Below are 14,999 nucleotides of genomic sequence, written 5' to 3'. Positions count from 1 at the left end.
CGCCGGCCGTCAGCCGGCGGGCGTGAAGATCATGAGTGCGCCGGGCGCGACGTCGACCGTCAGCGGCAGCGCGCCGATCGGGTCTCCGTCCGCATAGGCGGTCACGCCCGGCGACGAGAGCCGCACCGAGCGCACCCGCCGGATCGACACCTCGGGCACCGTGCCGTGCGTGCCGCGGTAGACGCGCGGCAGCAGTCTCAGCAGACGCAGGCGGCCGGCGGGACGGACCAGCACGAGATCGAGCAGGCCGTCGGCCGGGTCGGCGTCCGGGCAGATCGGGATGCCGCCGCCATACGTGCGCCCGTTTCCCACCGTCGCCATCACGAGGTCGCCGCGCTGCTGCACCCGGGTGCCGTCGGCGAGCTCGAGCTCGACCTCGTACGGGATGCCGGCCAGCGTCAGGAACTCGACGAGGATCGCGATGTTGTACCGGGAGCCGCCTCGCGGCCACCGCATCGCGTTGGCGCGGTCGTTGACCTTCGAGTCGAAGCCGCTGGCGAGGACGGACCCGAAGTACCGGGTCGAGCCGTCGTCGCGCGTGACGCGCGCCAGGTCGATGCGGCGCGTGCGGCCGCCTGCGATCGCGTCGGCGGCCGCGGCGACGTCGAGCTCTCGCAGCCCGAGCGTGGCTGCGAAGTCGTTGCCGCTGCCCGACGGCACGATTCCCAGCGGGATCCCGGTGCCGGCGACCTCCTGGATCGCGAGGTTCACGGTGCCGTCGCCCCCCGCGACGGCGATGGCATCCACTCCGACCTGGATCGCGGCGCGCAGCAGCGCGGACGATTCCGCCGCGCTCCCGCCGCTGAGGATCGAGGTCTGCACCCCGTGGGTGCGCAGCCGCTCGGCAGCCTGGGTCGCGGCTCCCGTGTGGGCCCCTGCCCGCGCGGCGGGGTTGACCAGGAGGGCGACCTTCATGCGGGATCGGCCGGCGTGGTGACGAGGGTGCCCGGGTTCATGATCCCGGCGGGGTCGAGGACGGCCTTCACCGCGCGGAGCACCTCGAGGCCGAGCGCGCCGATCTCCGCCTCGAGATACGGGCGGTGGTCTCGGCCGACCGCATGGTGGTGGGTGATGGTGCCCTGAGCCTCTCCGATCGCCCGGGAGGCGGCATCCTTCGCCCGCGCCCACTGGCCCTGCGGGTCGTCGGTGAGCGCCGCGACCACGGTGAAGTAGAGCGAGGCGCCCGCCGGGTACACGTGCGAGATGTGGCACAGCACGATCGGCTTGGTGCCCGTCGCGGTGAGGCTCTCGGTCAGCGCGGCGGTGACGGCGCGCTTGAGCGCCGGCAGGTTCGCCCACGTCGTCGCCGTCTCGAGTGTTTCGGCGAGGACGCCGACGTCCATCAGCGTGTCGCGCAGCGCGGGAGATGCGAAGCGCCCACGCTCCCACGAGCGGGCCGGATCCTCGCCGCGCGACGTCGCCCCGTGTGCGGTGAAGACGGAGTCGAGATCATCGCGCGCGGCGTCGGCGTCCGCTGACGTCGTGCCTTCGAAGGTCGCGACGGCCAGGCATCCGCGCAGCCGGGTGAGGTGGCCGCCCATCGCGGCGTTCACGCGCGTCTCGGTCTCGTCGCTGAGCCGGAGGACGGTGGGACGGATGCCGCGCTGCGTGGCCTCGCGGAACGCCGCCGATCCGGACGCGAAGTCGGCGAAGGACCATGCCCGGTACGCGGTCGCCGCGGGGGTGGGCCTCACGCGCACGGTGATCTCGGTGAGCACGCCGAACGCGCCCTCCGAGCCCAGGAGGAGCTGCCGCAGGTCGGGGCCGGCGGCGCTGGCGGGGGAGCGGCCGAGGCTGAGATCACCGGCCGGCGTGGCGGCGCGGAGGGCGTGAACGAGGTCGTCGAAGCGGCCGTAGCCGCGCGAGGCCTGGCCGCTCGACCGCGTCGCGGCGTAGCCGCCGAGCGAGGCGTACGCGAAGCTCTGCGGGAAGTGGCCGAGGGTCAAGCCGCGCTCAGCGAGCAGCTCCTCGGCCTGCGGACCGGTCGTGCCGGCCCCGAAGGTCGCCAGGAGCGACACCTCGTCGAGCGCGAGGAGGGCAGCGGTCCGGCTGAGGTCCAGCGCGATCACGGCGCGGTGCGCTCCGTGCACGGGATCGACCCCGCCGACGACCGATGTGCCGCCGCCGAAGGGGACGACGGCGATCCCGCGCTCCGTGCAGAGCCGCAGCACGGCGCCGACCTCGTCGTGACCGGCAGGGCAGACGACGGCGTCGGGGGCGGCCTGGGGATCGTCGAGGCGGCGGCGCAACAGGTCGGGCGTGCTCTTCCCGCCGAGGTGACTCATCCGCACGGCGTCATCGCGCGTCGCGTGCGCGCTGCCCACGATCGCCGTGAGGGCGTCGAGGTCGGCGTCCGCGAGCTGCGAGGGTGCGAGGACCGGCGCCGCGCGATGCGGCACCGGATGCGCCTTGCCGGGCAGGAGTGTCGCGACGATCGCCTTCGCTGCGGCCGGGAGGCGCGCGGGCTCGTCGCCCCAGGCATCCCATCGGCCGCGAGGGCGCGGCGCGGGGATCGCGAGCGGACGCGGCGGGGGAGCAGGGTCGCTCGAAGTGTCGGTGTGCGCCGTCGCAGCCATGGCGACAGTATGACACATTCTGTATGGTTGTCACATGGCCGATGGAGCGCTCGACACGGAGACCGCGATCCTGGACGCCGCGCTGGCGGAGGTGCTGGCGCACGGGATCCGCCGGACGACGGCATCCGATATCGCCCGTCGCTGTGGGATCGCACGGCAGACGCTGTACCGCTACTGGCCCGACGCGCAGGCGGTCTTCGCCGCGCTCGTCACGCGAGAGCTCGTGGCGGCACTTCCCGCGGGCGAGCGCGAGTGCACCGACCTCGATGAACTCGCCGCTCTGTTGGTCGAGACCGCCGACCGGGTGCGCCGGCTGCCACTCGTCGACCGGCTGCGCGACACCGATCCCGAGCTCTTCGCGCACTACATCCTCGACCGGCTCGGCACGAGCCAGCGGGCCATCCACGCCGAGACCGCCCGGCGCATCGCCGCCGGGCAGCGAGCCGGCTATGTGCGGCCTGGCGACTCCGCCCAGCTGGCCGCGATGGTGCTGCTCATCGCGCAGTCCGCGGTGCAGTCCGCACCGCTCGTGGCGGAGTGGCTGCCGGACGACGCCTGGCGCACCGAGCTCGGGCACGCGCTGCACGGCTACCTCTCACCCTCCGGCGAGCAGACCCGATGACGCCGCGGATCGTCGGGCGCACGCCGCTCGCATCGGCTCTCACCGCGGCCCGCCGTGCGCGGGAACTCGACGCGCTCGCCGGCGCTCGCGAGATCGATCTGCTCGTCGTCGGCGGCGGCATCACGGGAGTGGGGATCGCCCTGGATGCCGCGAGCCGGGGGCTGCGCACCGTCCTGGTCGAACGGCACGACCTCGCGCACGGGACCAGCCGCTTCAGCTCGAAGCTCGTGCACGGCGGCCTGCGCTACCTCGCCTCGGGGCAGGTCGGCATCGCCCGCGAGAGCGCCCTCGAGCGGCACATCCTGCTCACGCGCACGGCGCCGCACCTCACGCGCGCGCTGGCGCAGGTCGTGCCGCTGCACGGGCCGGGTCATCTGTCGCGCGGCGCCTACATCGGACTGGGGTACGAACTGGGCGACGGGCTCCGCCGCGCGGTGGGCACCCCAGGCGCTCTCCTGCCCGGCCCCGGTGCGATCAGTCGCGGCGAGACCCTCCGCATCGCCCCGTCCGTGCGCGCCGAGGGCCTGCGCGGAGGTGTGCGGGGCTGGGACGGTCAGCTCATCGACGATGCCCGGCTGGTCGTCGCCGTCGCGCGGACGGCCGCCGGGTACGGGGCATCCGTCCTCACGCGTGTCGAGGCGCTCTCGGCGACCGGGCGCACCGCGACCCTGCGCGATCTGGTGACCGGCGCGACCGTCGACGTCCGCGCCCGAGCGGTGGTGAGCGCCACGGGCGTCTGGGCGGGCGACCTGGATCCGCAGGTGCGGCTGCGGCCGAGCCGGGGCACCCACCTGGTGGTGTCGACGGAGCGGCTCGGCGGATCGGACGTCTCCCTCACGGTTCCGATCCCGGGATCGAGCAGCCGCTTCGTGTTCACCCTCCCGGCGCAGCACGGCCGCACCTACATCGGGCTCACGGACGTGCCGGCCGACGGGCCGATCCCGGAGGTCGCGCACGCGACCGAGCCCGAGATCGACACTCTGCTCGGCACCGTCAACACCGTGCTCGCGGATCCCCTCCAGCGCGCCGATGTGCTGGCGACCTTCGCGGGCCTGCGTCCGCTGCTGGCGGGCCAGCACGACGACGACACCAGCGACCTGTCGCGTCGCCACGAGCTCATCGAGTCGTCGTCCGGCGTGCTCAGCATCGTCGGCGGCAAGCTCACCACCTACCGGCGCATGGCGGAGGATGCCGTGGACGCCGTCATCCGCCGCGACCCCGGGCTGCCGTCGCGGCCCTCGCCCACCCGGTCGATCCCGCTCGTGGGGGCGTGGCCGCGACCTCGGCTGGGTGAGATCGCCGCGCCACCGCGCCTCGTGCGCCGCTTCGGTGCCGAGGCGCCGTACGCGGCGTCGCTGCCCGAGGGGCCGGGGGCGGCGTGCGGCGTGACGCCGCAGGAGCTTCAGTGGGGCGTCGCCGTCGAGGGTGCGCTCAGCATCTCCGACCTCCTCGACCGGCGCACGCGACTGGGCCTGGTCGAGGCGGACCGTGAGGGCTCGACGGATGCCGCCGCGGCGGCATTCGCCCGCGCGGGCGTGGAACCGCTCGAGGACTGACGGCACCGACGTGGAGGGTCCTCAACTGAGGACAGGAGCCGAGATGAGGGTCGACACGCCGTGGCGGGGTCCGCATCTCGGCGCAGCTCCTCAACTGAGGACCGTGCCCCTTCTCCTCGGCTGAGGACCGCACCCATCTGCTCGCAGCGGACCGGCGTCGAGTGGCTCCGGGGTTGGCAGGATTCCGTCCCAGGACGGCGGCGAGGACCGTCGAGGTGAAGACGACGACGCCCACGGGCTGACGCGATCCGGCCCCGGACGCGTCCTCACGGAGGAGAGCGTCCGGGGCCGGATCGGCGAACTCGTGGCCTAGACCGTGAGCGCCTGCTGCATGATGGCGGCCTGCTCGGCGGCGTGCACCTTCGGCGATCCGGTCGCCGTCGATGCCGCGGACGCCCGCGAGACGCGGCTGATGGTGCGGCCACGCAGGTGCTTCACGACCTCGAGCGCGATGAACGGCCACGCACCCTGGTTCTCGGGCTCGTCCTGCACCCACACCAGCTCGGCGTTCGGGTACGAGTCGATGACGGCGTTGAGCTCTTCGACCGGGGCCGGGTAGTACTGCTCCAGGCGGACGAGCGCGATCGCCGGGTTCGGGTTCTTCTCCAGCTCGGCGCGCAGATCCCAGTGGATCTTGCCGGCGTGCAGCAGCACGCGCTTGACGGCGGACTTGTCGACGCCGCGGTCGTCGTCGAGCACCGGCTCGAACCTGCCGGTGAGGAAGTCGTCGACCGGGCTCGTCGCCCCGCGCAGGCGCAGCATCGCCTTGGGCGTGAACACGATGAGCGGGCGGCGGGGGCGCGCGTACGCCTGGCGGCGCAGCAGGTGGAAGTACGAGGCGGGCGTGGACGGCCGCGCGACCGTCATGTTGTCCTGCGCGCACATCTGCAGGTACCGCTCGATGCGTGCCGACGAGTGATCGGGGCCCTGACCCTCGTAGCCGTGGGGGAGGAGCAGCACGACGCTCGACTGCTGGCCCCACTTCTGGTCCGCCGACGAGATGAACTCGTCGACGACCGACTGCGCGCCGTTGCCGAAGTCGCCGAACTGCGCCTCCCACAGCACCAGCGAATCGGCGCGCTCGACCGAGTAGCCGTACTCGAACGCCATCGCCGCGTACTCGCTGAGCAGCGAGTCGTAGACGTAGAACCGGCCCTGGTCCTCACTGAGGTTCGTGAGCGGGATCCATTCCTGGCCGTTGGAGCGGTCGTGGAGCACGGCGTGCCGCTGCACGAACGTGCCGCGACGCGAGTCCTGGCCGGCGAGGCGGACGTTGGTCTTCTCGAGCAGCAGCGAGCCGAAGGCCAACAGCTCGCCGAAGCCCCAGTCGATCGAGCCGTTGCGGCTCATGTCGAGGCGCTTGTCGAGCAGCTGCTGCAGCTTGTTGTGGACCGTGAAGCCCTCGGGCTTGTTGACGAAGGTGTCGCCGATGAGGCTGATCATCTCGCGCGAGACGCCCGTGGTGTCGGGCTCGCCGGCCGCGGGCTGGGCGGCGGCGGCCTCCGGGACGACCACCGGCGACGAGCCGGTCTCGGCCGCATGGGTCTCGGCGAAGGCGATCTCGAGGCGGTTCTGGAAGTCCTGCTTCGCCTTCTCGTACTCCTCCTCGGTGATGTCGCCGCGGCCGACGAGGGCCTCGGTGTACAGTCGGCGCACGGAGCGCTTCGCCTCGATGAGGTTGGTCATGAGCGGCTGCGTCATCGAGGGGTCGTCGCCCTCGTTGTGTCCGCGGCGGCGGTAGCAGACGAGATCGACGACGACATCGCGGTGGAAGCGCTCGCGGTAGGCGAAAGCCAGCTGGGCGACCCGCGTCACGGCTTCGGGATCGTCGCCGTTCACGTGGAAGATCGGCGCCTGGATCGTCTTGGCGACGTCGGTGGCGTACACCGAGGTGCGCGCGTCGGTGGGCGTCGTGGTGAAGCCGACCTGGTTGTTGACGACCACGTGCACCGTGCCGCCCGTGCGGTAGCCGCGCAGCTGCGACATCTGCAGAGTCTCGACCACGACGCCCTGGCCCGAGAAGGCCGCGTCGCCGTGCACGAGGATCGGCAGCCAGGTGAAGGTGCCGATCGGCTTGCGGTCCTGCTTCGCGCGGACGATGCCCTCGAGCACTCCGTCGACCGTCTCGAGGTGCGAGGGGTTCGCGGCGAGGTACACCGGCAGCTCGGACCTGTTGTCTGCGACGAACGTGCCCTCGGTGCCGAGGTGGTACTTGACGTCGCCCGATCCGCTCTTCGAGCCGATGGCGACGGACCCCTCGAACTCGCGGAACACCTGGCCGTAGGTCTTGCCGGCGATGTTGGTCAGCACGTTGAGGCGGCCGCGGTGGGCCATGCCGATCGCGGCGCCGTCGAGGCCGGCCTCGGCCGCACCCTGCAGGATCTCGTCGAGGAGGGGGATCAGCGACTCGCCGCCTTCGAGGCTGAAGCGCTTCTGCCCGACGTACTTCGTCTGCAGGAACGTCTCGAACGCCTCGGCCTGGTTGAGCTTGTCGAGGATGCGCAACTGCTCGTCGTGACCGGGCTTCTGGTACTTGATCTCGACGTTCTCCTGGAACCACGCGCGCTGCCCGGGGTCCTGGATGTGCATGTACTCGATGCCGATCGTGCGGCAGTAGGAGTCGCGCAGCACACCGAGGATGTCGCGGAGCTTCATCTGACGCTTACCGCCGAACCCGTTCGTGACGAACTCGCGGTCGAGGTCCCAGAACGTCAGGCCGTGGTTCTCGATCTCCAGGTCGGGGTGCGTGCGCTGCACGTACTCGAGCGGGTCGGTGTCGGCCATCAGGTGGCCGCGGACGCGGAACGAGTTGATGAGCTCCTGCACCCGCGCGGTCTTGTCGACGCGCTCGGCGAGGTCGACGTTGATGTCGGCGGCCCAGTGGATCGAGGCGTACGGGATGCGCAGCGCCGCGAAGATGTCGTCGTAGAAGCCGCGCTGGCCGATGAGCAGCTCGTGCACCTTCTTGAGGAACTCGCCCGAGCCCGCACCCTGGATGACGCGGTGGTCGTACGTGCTGGTGAGCGTGATCGTCTTGCCGATCGCGAGCTCGTTGAGCGTCTTGTCGCTCGCGCCCTGGAACTCGGCGGGGTACTCGAGCGCACCGGCGCCGACGATGCAGCCCTGCCCCTTCATGAGGCGCGGCACCGAGTGGACGGTGCCGATGCCGCCGGGGTTGGTCAGCGAGATCGTGGTGCCCTGGAAGTCCGCGGCGGTCAGCTTGTTGCCGCGCGCGCGGACGACGAGGTCCTCGTAGGTCGTGAGGTATTCGTTGAACGTGAGCTGCTCGGCGCGCTTGATGCTCGGCACGAGCAGGGCCCGGGTGCCGTCAGGGCGCGGCAGGTCGATCGCGATGCCGAGGTTGATGTGCGCCGGGGCGACGACGGACGGCTTGCCGTCGATCTCGGCGTAGAACACGTTCTGGCTCGGGAACTCCTTGAGCGCCTGGATGATCGCCCAGCCGATGAGGTGCGTGAAGCTCACCTTGCCGCCGCGCGTGCGCGACATGTGGTTGTTGATGACGATGCGGTTGTCGATCATCAGCTTGGCCGGCACGGTGCGCACGCTCGTCGCGGTCGGAACCGTCAGCGACTCGTCCATGTTCGCCGCGAGCGTCTTCGGCATGCCCTTGAGCGTCGTGACGACGTCGGCCTGCGGCTGGGGCTGCTCGGTCGAGGACGACGGCTGGGCCTTGGGTGCCTGCGCCGGGATCGGCTGCGGTGCGGCCGGGCGCGCGGTGGTGCGCGCCACCGGCTGTGCGCCGATCACGGGGATCGGGGCGGTCACCGGTCGGGGCTCCTCGGATGCCGCCGGCGGGGTTGCTCCCGCGGCCGGGGTCTCCGGAGCCGGCGCGGAAGGCGCCGTCGGTGCTGCGCCGTCGGCAGGGTGGTAGGCCTCGAGAACGGGCCACCACGCCTTGTCGACGGAGTTCCGGTCGATTTTGAACTGTTCGTACAGTTCCTCGACGAGCCACTCGTTGGCTCCGAACTCTCCCTCGTTCGAAACCCCGACGCCCGTCACCTGGCTCGACACGCTGAATCGCCTGCTTTCATCGGTGAAGTTCTGGGATGCGCGCGGGGCGCTGAAAGCCCGCACACGCGACGGTTAAGCCTAGCCCAGTCTGGGCGGGCCGTTCCGGCCCCACCGGCTGCGGAGGCTGAAAGAATCCGCAGGATTATCCGCACAGGAACTGTCACTACCCTTGGCGCTCATGGAGTTCTACGGCGAAACACCCGACGTCGACCTGACCTACTCTGACGTCTTCCTCGTTCCGCGGCGTTCGGCGATCACCAGTCGCCTCGACGTCGACCTCTCGCCCGGCGACGGCACGACGGCGACGCTTCCGCTCGTGTCGGCCAACATGAACTCCGTCACCGGCGCCCGCCTGGCTGCCACGCTCGCACGCCGCGGCGGACTCGGCGTGCTGCCTCAGGACATGCCGCTGCAGGAGCTCGACGCCGCCATCCGCTGGGTGAAGGCGCAGCCGGTCGAGTGGGACACGCCCATGGTCCTGCCCCCGGACGCGACCGTCGCCGACGCCGCGCGGCTGCTCCCCGCCACCGACGGGCACGGCATCGTGGTGGCCGACGCCTCCGCGGCACACGTCGATGCTGACGACATCCTCGGCATCGTGCCGGCGACCCGGCTGGGCACGGCCCTGCCCGACGCGCGCCTCGGCGATCTCGCTCGCGGGCGGGGTGCATCCGTCGACGCCGACGACATCGAGGGCGCGCGCCACGCGTTCGACGTCATCGTCGCCGCCGAGGCCGAGACGGTGGCCGTGTTGCACCACGGCCACCTCGTCGGCACGCTCTCGCGTCGCAGCGCCCTGCGCTCGACGCTGTACCGGCCCGCCGTCGACGCCTCGGGACGCTTGATCGTCGCTGCGGCGATCGGGATCAACGGCGATGTCGCGGCGAAGGCGCAGGCGCTGGCCGCGGCCGGTGTCGACGTGCTCGTCGTCGACACGGCGCACGGCCACCAGGAGGGCATGCTGCGGGCGCTGCGCACCGTCGCCGACCTCGACCTCGGCATCCCGATCGCCGCCGGCAACGTCGTGACCGCCGAGGGCGTGCACGACCTGGTCACCGCCGGCGCGACGATCCTCAAAGTCGGCGTCGGACCCGGCGCGATGTGCACGACCCGCATGATGACGGCGGTGGGCCGGCCCCAGTTCTCCGCGGTCCTCGAGACCGCCGAGGCCGCACGGGTGATGGGCGCGCACGTGTGGGCGGACGGCGGCGTGCGGTACCCCCGCGACGTGGCGCTCGCGCTGGCCGCGGGCGCGGCATCCGTCATGATCGGCTCGTGGTTCGCCGGCACCATCGAGGCTCCCGGAGAGCTGCAGGTCGACGACGCCGGCCGCGCCTACAAGGAATCGTGGGGCATGGCCTCGACGAAGGCGGTCCACGATCGGTTCGGACGCCTCGACCCGTACGAGCTCGCCCGCAAGGAGCTATTCGCCGAGGGGATCTCGTCGTCGAGGATCTACCTCGACCCGTTGCGTCCGGGACTCGAGGACCTGCTCGACATGATCACCTCGGGTGTGCGGTCGTCGTTCACCTACGCCGGCGCGTCGACCGTCGCCGAGTTCCGTGACCGCGCCCTCGTCGGCCTGCAGTCCGCCGCCGGCTACGAAGAGGGCAAGGCGCTCCCCGTCAGCTGGTGAACACGACGGCGGGGTGAACCACTCCGCCGGACGACGCGGGGACTCATCGGTCGGTCTGACGCATACAGGCGCCCGGCGGCGAGGGGTGGCAGCCGACCAGTCGGACTGCGGAACGCCTGCCGTAGACTTGTCGGCACGATGGACGACCCCCCTAGTTGCAGACCCTCGCCCCACCGACCCGCCTCCCGTTCGATCGGGGGTGATGCGTGATGGATTACGTCATGTTGGGCGTGGGGCTTCTGCTCACGATCGGCACCGGCCTGTTCGTGGCGAGCGAGTTCGCTCTCGTCAACCTCGACCGTGCTGATCTCGAATCCCGCCAGGAGGCGGGTGAGACCCGTCTCTCGCTCACGATCAGCGCGCTGCGCATCACGTCGACGCACCTCTCGAGCGCGCAGCTCGGCATCACGCTGACCACGCTCCTCACCGGTTACACGATGGAGCCGGCGATCTCGAACCTGCTCGCACCCGTATTCGACGCGTGGGGCATCCCGCCCGGCGTCTCGCGACCGCTGGCCGCGATCATCGGCGTCTCGATCGCGACGGTGTTCTCGATGATCATCGGCGAGCTCGTCCCCAAGAACTTCGCCCTCGCCATCCCGCGGCAGACCGCCAAGCTCGTGATGCCGTTCCAAGTCGGGTTCACGACGGTGTTCCGTCCTGCCGTCGTGGTGCTCAACGGCAGCGCGAACGGCGTGCTGCGCGCGGTCGGCATCGAGCCGAAGGAGGAGCTCTCCGGTGCGCGGACGGCCGAGGAGCTGTCGAGCCTCGTCCGCCGCTCCGCCAGTGCGGGCGTGCTGGAGGAGGACACCGCCTCGCTCCTCGACCGCAGCCTCACCTTCGCGCGATTGTCGGCAGCCGACGTCATGACGCCCCGGCCGAGCATCCACGCGCTCGCCGCCGACGACTCCGCCGAGGATGTCATCCAGCTGGCCAGACGCACCGGGCACAGCCGCTTCCCGGTATACGGCGAGTCCATGGACGACATCACCGGCATCGTGCATCTCAAGGCGGCCGTGGGCGTGCCCCGCGAGCGCCGCGCCGACGTGCCCGCCGCCGCGCTCGCGACCGAGCCGCTGCGCTTCCCCGAGGCGGTCCACCTCGATGTGCTCATGTCCGAGCTGCGCGCCCGCGGCTATCAGATGGCCGTGGTCGTCGACGAGTACGGCGGCACCGCGGGCGTCGTCACTCTCGAAGACCTCGTCGAGGAGATCGTCGGCGAGGTGCTCGACGAACACGACCGTCGCCGCGCGGGCATCGTGCGCGTCGAAGACACCGTCATCTTCCCCGGCGAGCTGCGCCCCGATGAGGTGCGCGATCGCACCGGCATCCGCATCCCCGAGGGCGACGTGTACGACACCGTGGGCGGCTACATCATGAGCGTGCTCGAACGCATCCCGGTCGCCGGCGACACCGTCGAGATCGAGGACGGCGCCCTCGAGGTGCAGCGCATGGAAGGACGACGCGTGGACCGCGTCCGGTTCACGCCGACTCCGATGCCGCACGAGGACGCGGCGATCGAGGCAGGTGCTCGCCGATGAGCGACTGGGCCGGAATCGCCTGGCTGGTGGTGCTGCTCATCGCCAACGCCTTCTTCGTCGGCGCCGAGTTCGCCGTCATCTCCGCGCGCCGCTCGCAGATCGAGCCGCTCGCCGAGAAGGGATCGCGGTCGGCCAAGACCGCGCTGTACGCGATGGAGCACGCGACGCTCATGCTGGCGACGAGCCAGCTCGGCATCACGATCTGCTCGCTGCTGATCCTGAACGTCTCGGAACCCGCCATCCACCACCTCCTTGCCGCGCCGCTGGGTCTCACCGGCTGGTCGGAGGCCGTCGTGGACGGCGTCGCGTTCGCGGTCGCACTCGTCCTGGTGTCGTACCTGCACGTCGTCTTCGGCGAGATGGTGCCCAAGAACCTCGCGTTCTCGGTGCCGGATCGCGCCGTCCTCATGCTCGCCACGCCGCTGGTGTGGGTGTCGAAGCTGTTCCATCCGATCATCGTGAGCCTCAACTGGATCGCCAACCACGTGGTGCGCCTGTTCCGCGTCGAGCCGAAGGACGAGGCCGCCTCGACCTTCACGCTCGAGGAGGTCGCGACGATCGTGAACCAGTCGCGCATCGAGGGGGTGCTCGCCGACACGGCCGGCACCGTGTCGGCCGCGCTGGAGTTCACCGACAAGAAGGCCGCCGATGTCGCGGTGCCGCTGTCGCAGCTCGTGACGCTCCCCGAGACCACGACCCCTGCCGAGATCGAGCGCGCGGTCGCCAAGCACGGCTTCTCGCGCTACGTGATCGTCGACGAGGCGGGCGTGCCGGTCGGCTACGTGCACCTCAAGGACATCCTGCGAGCGGCCGAGGGGCCGGATGCCGCCACCGACGTGGCTCGCCCGATCCCGACCAAGCGCATCCACCACATGGTGCCCGTGCTCGAGTCGACCGACCTCGAGGATGCGCTCGCTCTCATGCGGCGTGCCGGCCGTCACCTCGCCCAGGTGCGCGACGACGCCGGAGAGATCACCGCGGTGCTGTTCCTCGAGGACATCATCGAGGAGCTCATCGGAGAGGTGCAGGACGCGACCCGTCGTCGCGGCTTCTGATCCACGACCACGAGCGGATGCCGCGGCCCTGTGCCGCGGCATCCGCTCATCGTCTTCTTGGGTCTGCGCGGTTCGGGGCGCGGCGCGAACGCGTGGGGCGTGCGGCGTCCGCCCCGAACGCGCGCGGCGCGCCCCAAAACCGGCCGAGCGCCGGCGGATCAGCGGCGGGCGCGGAGGTACTGCTTCGGCCAGTAGTCGATCTCGGCACCGAGCTCGTCGGCCGCGCGCAGTCCGTAGTGCGGGTCGCGCAGCCATTCGCGGCCGGCCATCACGGCGTCGGCGGCGTCTTCGGCGAGCACGCGCTCGGCGTGGGCCGCGTCGTCGATCATGCCGACGGCGTTCACGGGCACACCGGCCTCCCGGCGCACCCGTGCGGCGAGTTCGACCTGGTAGCCCGGGCCCGTCGTCAGCTTCTGGTGGGCGACGAGCCCGCCGCTGGAGATGTCGAAGAAGTCGGCGCCGCGGTCCGCCGCCCAGCGTGCGACGGTCGCCGTCTCGTCGGCATCCCAGCCGCCGTCGGCCCAGTCGGTGGCCGAGAACCGCACGATCACGGGAACGCCGGGAGCGGCATCCGTCACCGCGTCGAGCACCCGCAGCAGCAGCCGTGCGCGGTTCTCGAGCGAACCGCCGTACTCGTCGTCGCGCCGGTTCGACAGCGGGGACAGGAACTGGTGCAGCAGGTAGCCGTGGGCCCCGTGCAGCTCGAGCACCTGGAATCCGGCGGCGACGGCACGGCGTGCGGCGGACGCGAAATCGGCGACGATGCGATCGATGCCCGCATGGTCGAGAGCGAGCGGCTGGGCGAAGCCGTCGAACGCGATCGCCGACGGGGCGACGGTGCTCCAGCCGCCCTCGTCGGCCGCGACCGATCCGCGCCGGCCCGAGAACGGCCACCACGTCGACGCCTTGCGTCCCGCGTGGGCGAGCTGGACCCCGGCGACCGCGCCGCGGCTGCGGATCGCGGCGACGATCGGCGCCCACGCGTCGCGCTGCTCGTCGTTCCACAGTCCGGTGTCGTGCGGCGAGATCCGGCCCTCCGGCGACACTGCGGTCGCCTCGGCGACGATGAGGCCCGCACCGCCTGATGCGAACTGCGCGAGGTGGGTGTGATGCCACTCCTGCGGCACCCCGTCGATCGCGCTGTACTGGCACATCGGCGAGACCCAGAGGCGGTTGCGCACCGTCACGTCGCGCAGCGTGAGAGGGGTGAACAGGCGGGCCATCGGGTCTCCGGATCGGATCGGGTGCGCGGTACTGTGACCACATGGTGAGGACGTGGACGCGCGCCGACACCGCTCGCGCCCTGCGGAGGCCAACGGCCGACGATGACAAGTATTCCCGAGGCGTGCTCGGCATGCGAACGGGCTCCCAGGCGTATCCGGGCGCGGCCGTGCTGGGCGTCGAGGCGGCCTGGCGCACGGGCCTCGGCATGGTGCGCTACCTCGGCCCCGACCGCCCGAGCGATCTGGTGCTCGCGCGCCGGCCAGAGACCGTGACGGCCGACGGGCGGGTGCAGGCGTGGGTGATCGGATCGGGAACGGATGCCGCGGTCCGCACCGCCGCCGACACCGACGCGCTGCGGAGCCTGCTGTCGGACACCGATCCGGTCGTCGTCGACGCGGGTGCGCTGGATCTCGCGGCCGAGGCCACCTCGCCGCGCATCCTCACGCCGCACGACCGTGAGCATGCGCGACTGCGCTCGGCACTCGGTCTCGGCCATGCGCCGGCCGACCGCGCAGCCGCGGCCCGCGAGACCGCCGAGGCCACGGGCGCCGTCGTGCTGCTCAAGGGCGCCGTCACGGTCGTGGTCGCCCCCGACGGATGGACCGCCACGGTCGAGTCAGGAACCCCGTGGCTCGCCACCGCCGGCACCGGCGACGTGCTCGCCGGGGTCATCGGCGCCCTCGTCGCCGGCGCGGTGGCGCGGGACGAGCACACGGATGCCGCCGGGCTCGCGGCGATCGCTGCCTCGGGCCCGTGC

10 protein-coding genes are annotated in these 14,999 nt (G+C 71.7%); 6 read left to right on the top strand and 4 right to left on the bottom strand.

The window, feature by feature from the left end:
• Positions 1-9: 9 nt before the first annotated feature.
• A complete protein-coding gene (locus tag ACI3KX_RS17185) occupies positions 10-915 on the bottom strand; it encodes a diacylglycerol kinase (protein WP_404910478.1) in 906 nt (301 codons plus the stop codon).
• Complete coding sequence (locus ACI3KX_RS17180) at positions 912-2,576, bottom strand: FAD-binding oxidoreductase (RefSeq protein WP_404910477.1); 1,665 nt, start codon at positions 2,574-2,576, stop codon at positions 912-914. The genes ACI3KX_RS17185 and ACI3KX_RS17180 overlap by 4 nt, the downstream gene beginning before the upstream one ends.
• Before the next feature lie 34 nt (positions 2,577-2,610).
• Between ACI3KX_RS17180 and ACI3KX_RS17175 the strand changes: the two genes are divergently transcribed.
• A complete protein-coding gene (locus ACI3KX_RS17175; RefSeq protein ID WP_404910476.1) occupies positions 2,611-3,198 on the top strand; it encodes a TetR/AcrR family transcriptional regulator in 588 nt (195 codons plus the stop codon).
• Complete coding sequence (locus tag ACI3KX_RS17170; RefSeq protein WP_404910475.1) at positions 3,195-4,754, top strand: glycerol-3-phosphate dehydrogenase/oxidase; 1,560 nt, start codon at positions 3,195-3,197, stop codon at positions 4,752-4,754. The genes ACI3KX_RS17175 and ACI3KX_RS17170 overlap by 4 nt, the downstream gene beginning before the upstream one ends.
• Before the next feature lie 309 nt (positions 4,755-5,063).
• Here the strand turns inward: ACI3KX_RS17170 and ACI3KX_RS17165 are convergent, their stop codons facing one another.
• Positions 5,064-8,786, bottom strand: a complete 3,723-nt coding sequence (locus ACI3KX_RS17165; RefSeq protein ID WP_404910474.1) for a multifunctional oxoglutarate decarboxylase/oxoglutarate dehydrogenase thiamine pyrophosphate-binding subunit/dihydrolipoyllysine-residue succinyltransferase subunit — start codon at positions 8,784-8,786, stop codon at positions 5,064-5,066.
• Positions 8,787-8,964: 178 nt separating this feature from the next.
• On the opposite strand from ACI3KX_RS17165, the gene ACI3KX_RS17160 reads away from it, so the two are divergent.
• The 3 genes from ACI3KX_RS17160 (at position 8,965) to ACI3KX_RS17150 (ending at position 13,018) form a co-directional block, all read left to right on the top strand.
• Positions 8,965-10,422, top strand: coding sequence for a GuaB1 family IMP dehydrogenase-related protein (locus ACI3KX_RS17160; protein ID WP_349426843.1), 1,458 nt, complete (start codon positions 8,965-8,967; stop codon positions 10,420-10,422).
• 209 nt (positions 10,423-10,631) lie between these two features.
• Complete coding sequence (locus ACI3KX_RS17155; protein WP_404910473.1) at positions 10,632-11,963, top strand: hemolysin family protein; 1,332 nt, start codon at positions 10,632-10,634, stop codon at positions 11,961-11,963.
• A complete protein-coding gene (locus tag ACI3KX_RS17150) occupies positions 11,960-13,018 on the top strand; it encodes a hemolysin family protein (protein ID WP_404910472.1) in 1,059 nt (352 codons plus the stop codon). Before ACI3KX_RS17155 ends, ACI3KX_RS17150 begins: the two co-directional genes overlap by 4 nt.
• Before the next feature lie 158 nt (positions 13,019-13,176).
• Here ACI3KX_RS17150 and ACI3KX_RS17145 read toward each other — a convergent pair whose 3' ends face one another.
• Positions 13,177-14,241 (bottom strand): NADH:flavin oxidoreductase/NADH oxidase, encoded by a 1,065-nt coding sequence (locus ACI3KX_RS17145; protein WP_404910471.1) that lies wholly within the window; start codon positions 14,239-14,241, stop codon positions 13,177-13,179.
• A gap of 41 nt (positions 14,242-14,282) precedes the next feature.
• Between ACI3KX_RS17145 and ACI3KX_RS17140 the strand changes: the two genes are divergently transcribed.
• A partial coding sequence (locus ACI3KX_RS17140; protein ID WP_404910470.1) for an NAD(P)H-hydrate dehydratase occupies positions 14,283-14,999 on the top strand: 717 nt, incomplete at its 3' end.

It is taken from the genome of Microbacterium sp. ZW CA_36 (assembly GCF_044987475.1).
Lineage (GTDB): Bacteria > Actinomycetota > Actinomycetes > Actinomycetales > Microbacteriaceae > Microbacterium.
The sequence above is the reverse complement of the archived record's forward strand: the minus strand, read 5'-3'. Positions and strand labels throughout refer to the sequence as shown.

Excerpts from the sequence above, each read along its gene's own strand:
- ACI3KX_RS17155 (WP_404910473.1), top strand. The coding sequence starts at position 10,632 with ATGGATTACGTCATGTTGGGCGTGGGGCTTCTGCTCACGATCGGCACC.
- ACI3KX_RS17145 (WP_404910471.1), bottom strand. The coding sequence starts at position 14,241 with ATGGCCCGCCTGTTCACCCCTCTCACGCTGCGCGACGTGACGGTGCGC.
- ACI3KX_RS17150 (WP_404910472.1), top strand. The coding sequence starts at position 11,960 with ATGAGCGACTGGGCCGGAATCGCCTGGCTGGTGGTGCTGCTCATCGCC.
- ACI3KX_RS17180 (WP_404910477.1), bottom strand. The coding sequence starts at position 2,576 with ATGGCTGCGACGGCGCACACCGACACTTCGAGCGACCCTGCTCCCCCG.
- ACI3KX_RS17175 (WP_404910476.1), top strand. The coding sequence starts at position 2,611 with ATGGCCGATGGAGCGCTCGACACGGAGACCGCGATCCTGGACGCCGCG.
- ACI3KX_RS17185 (WP_404910478.1), bottom strand. The coding sequence starts at position 915 with ATGAAGGTCGCCCTCCTGGTCAACCCCGCCGCGCGGGCAGGGGCCCAC.
- ACI3KX_RS17170 (WP_404910475.1), top strand. The coding sequence starts at position 3,195 with ATGACGCCGCGGATCGTCGGGCGCACGCCGCTCGCATCGGCTCTCACC.
- ACI3KX_RS17160 (WP_349426843.1), top strand. The coding sequence starts at position 8,965 with ATGGAGTTCTACGGCGAAACACCCGACGTCGACCTGACCTACTCTGAC.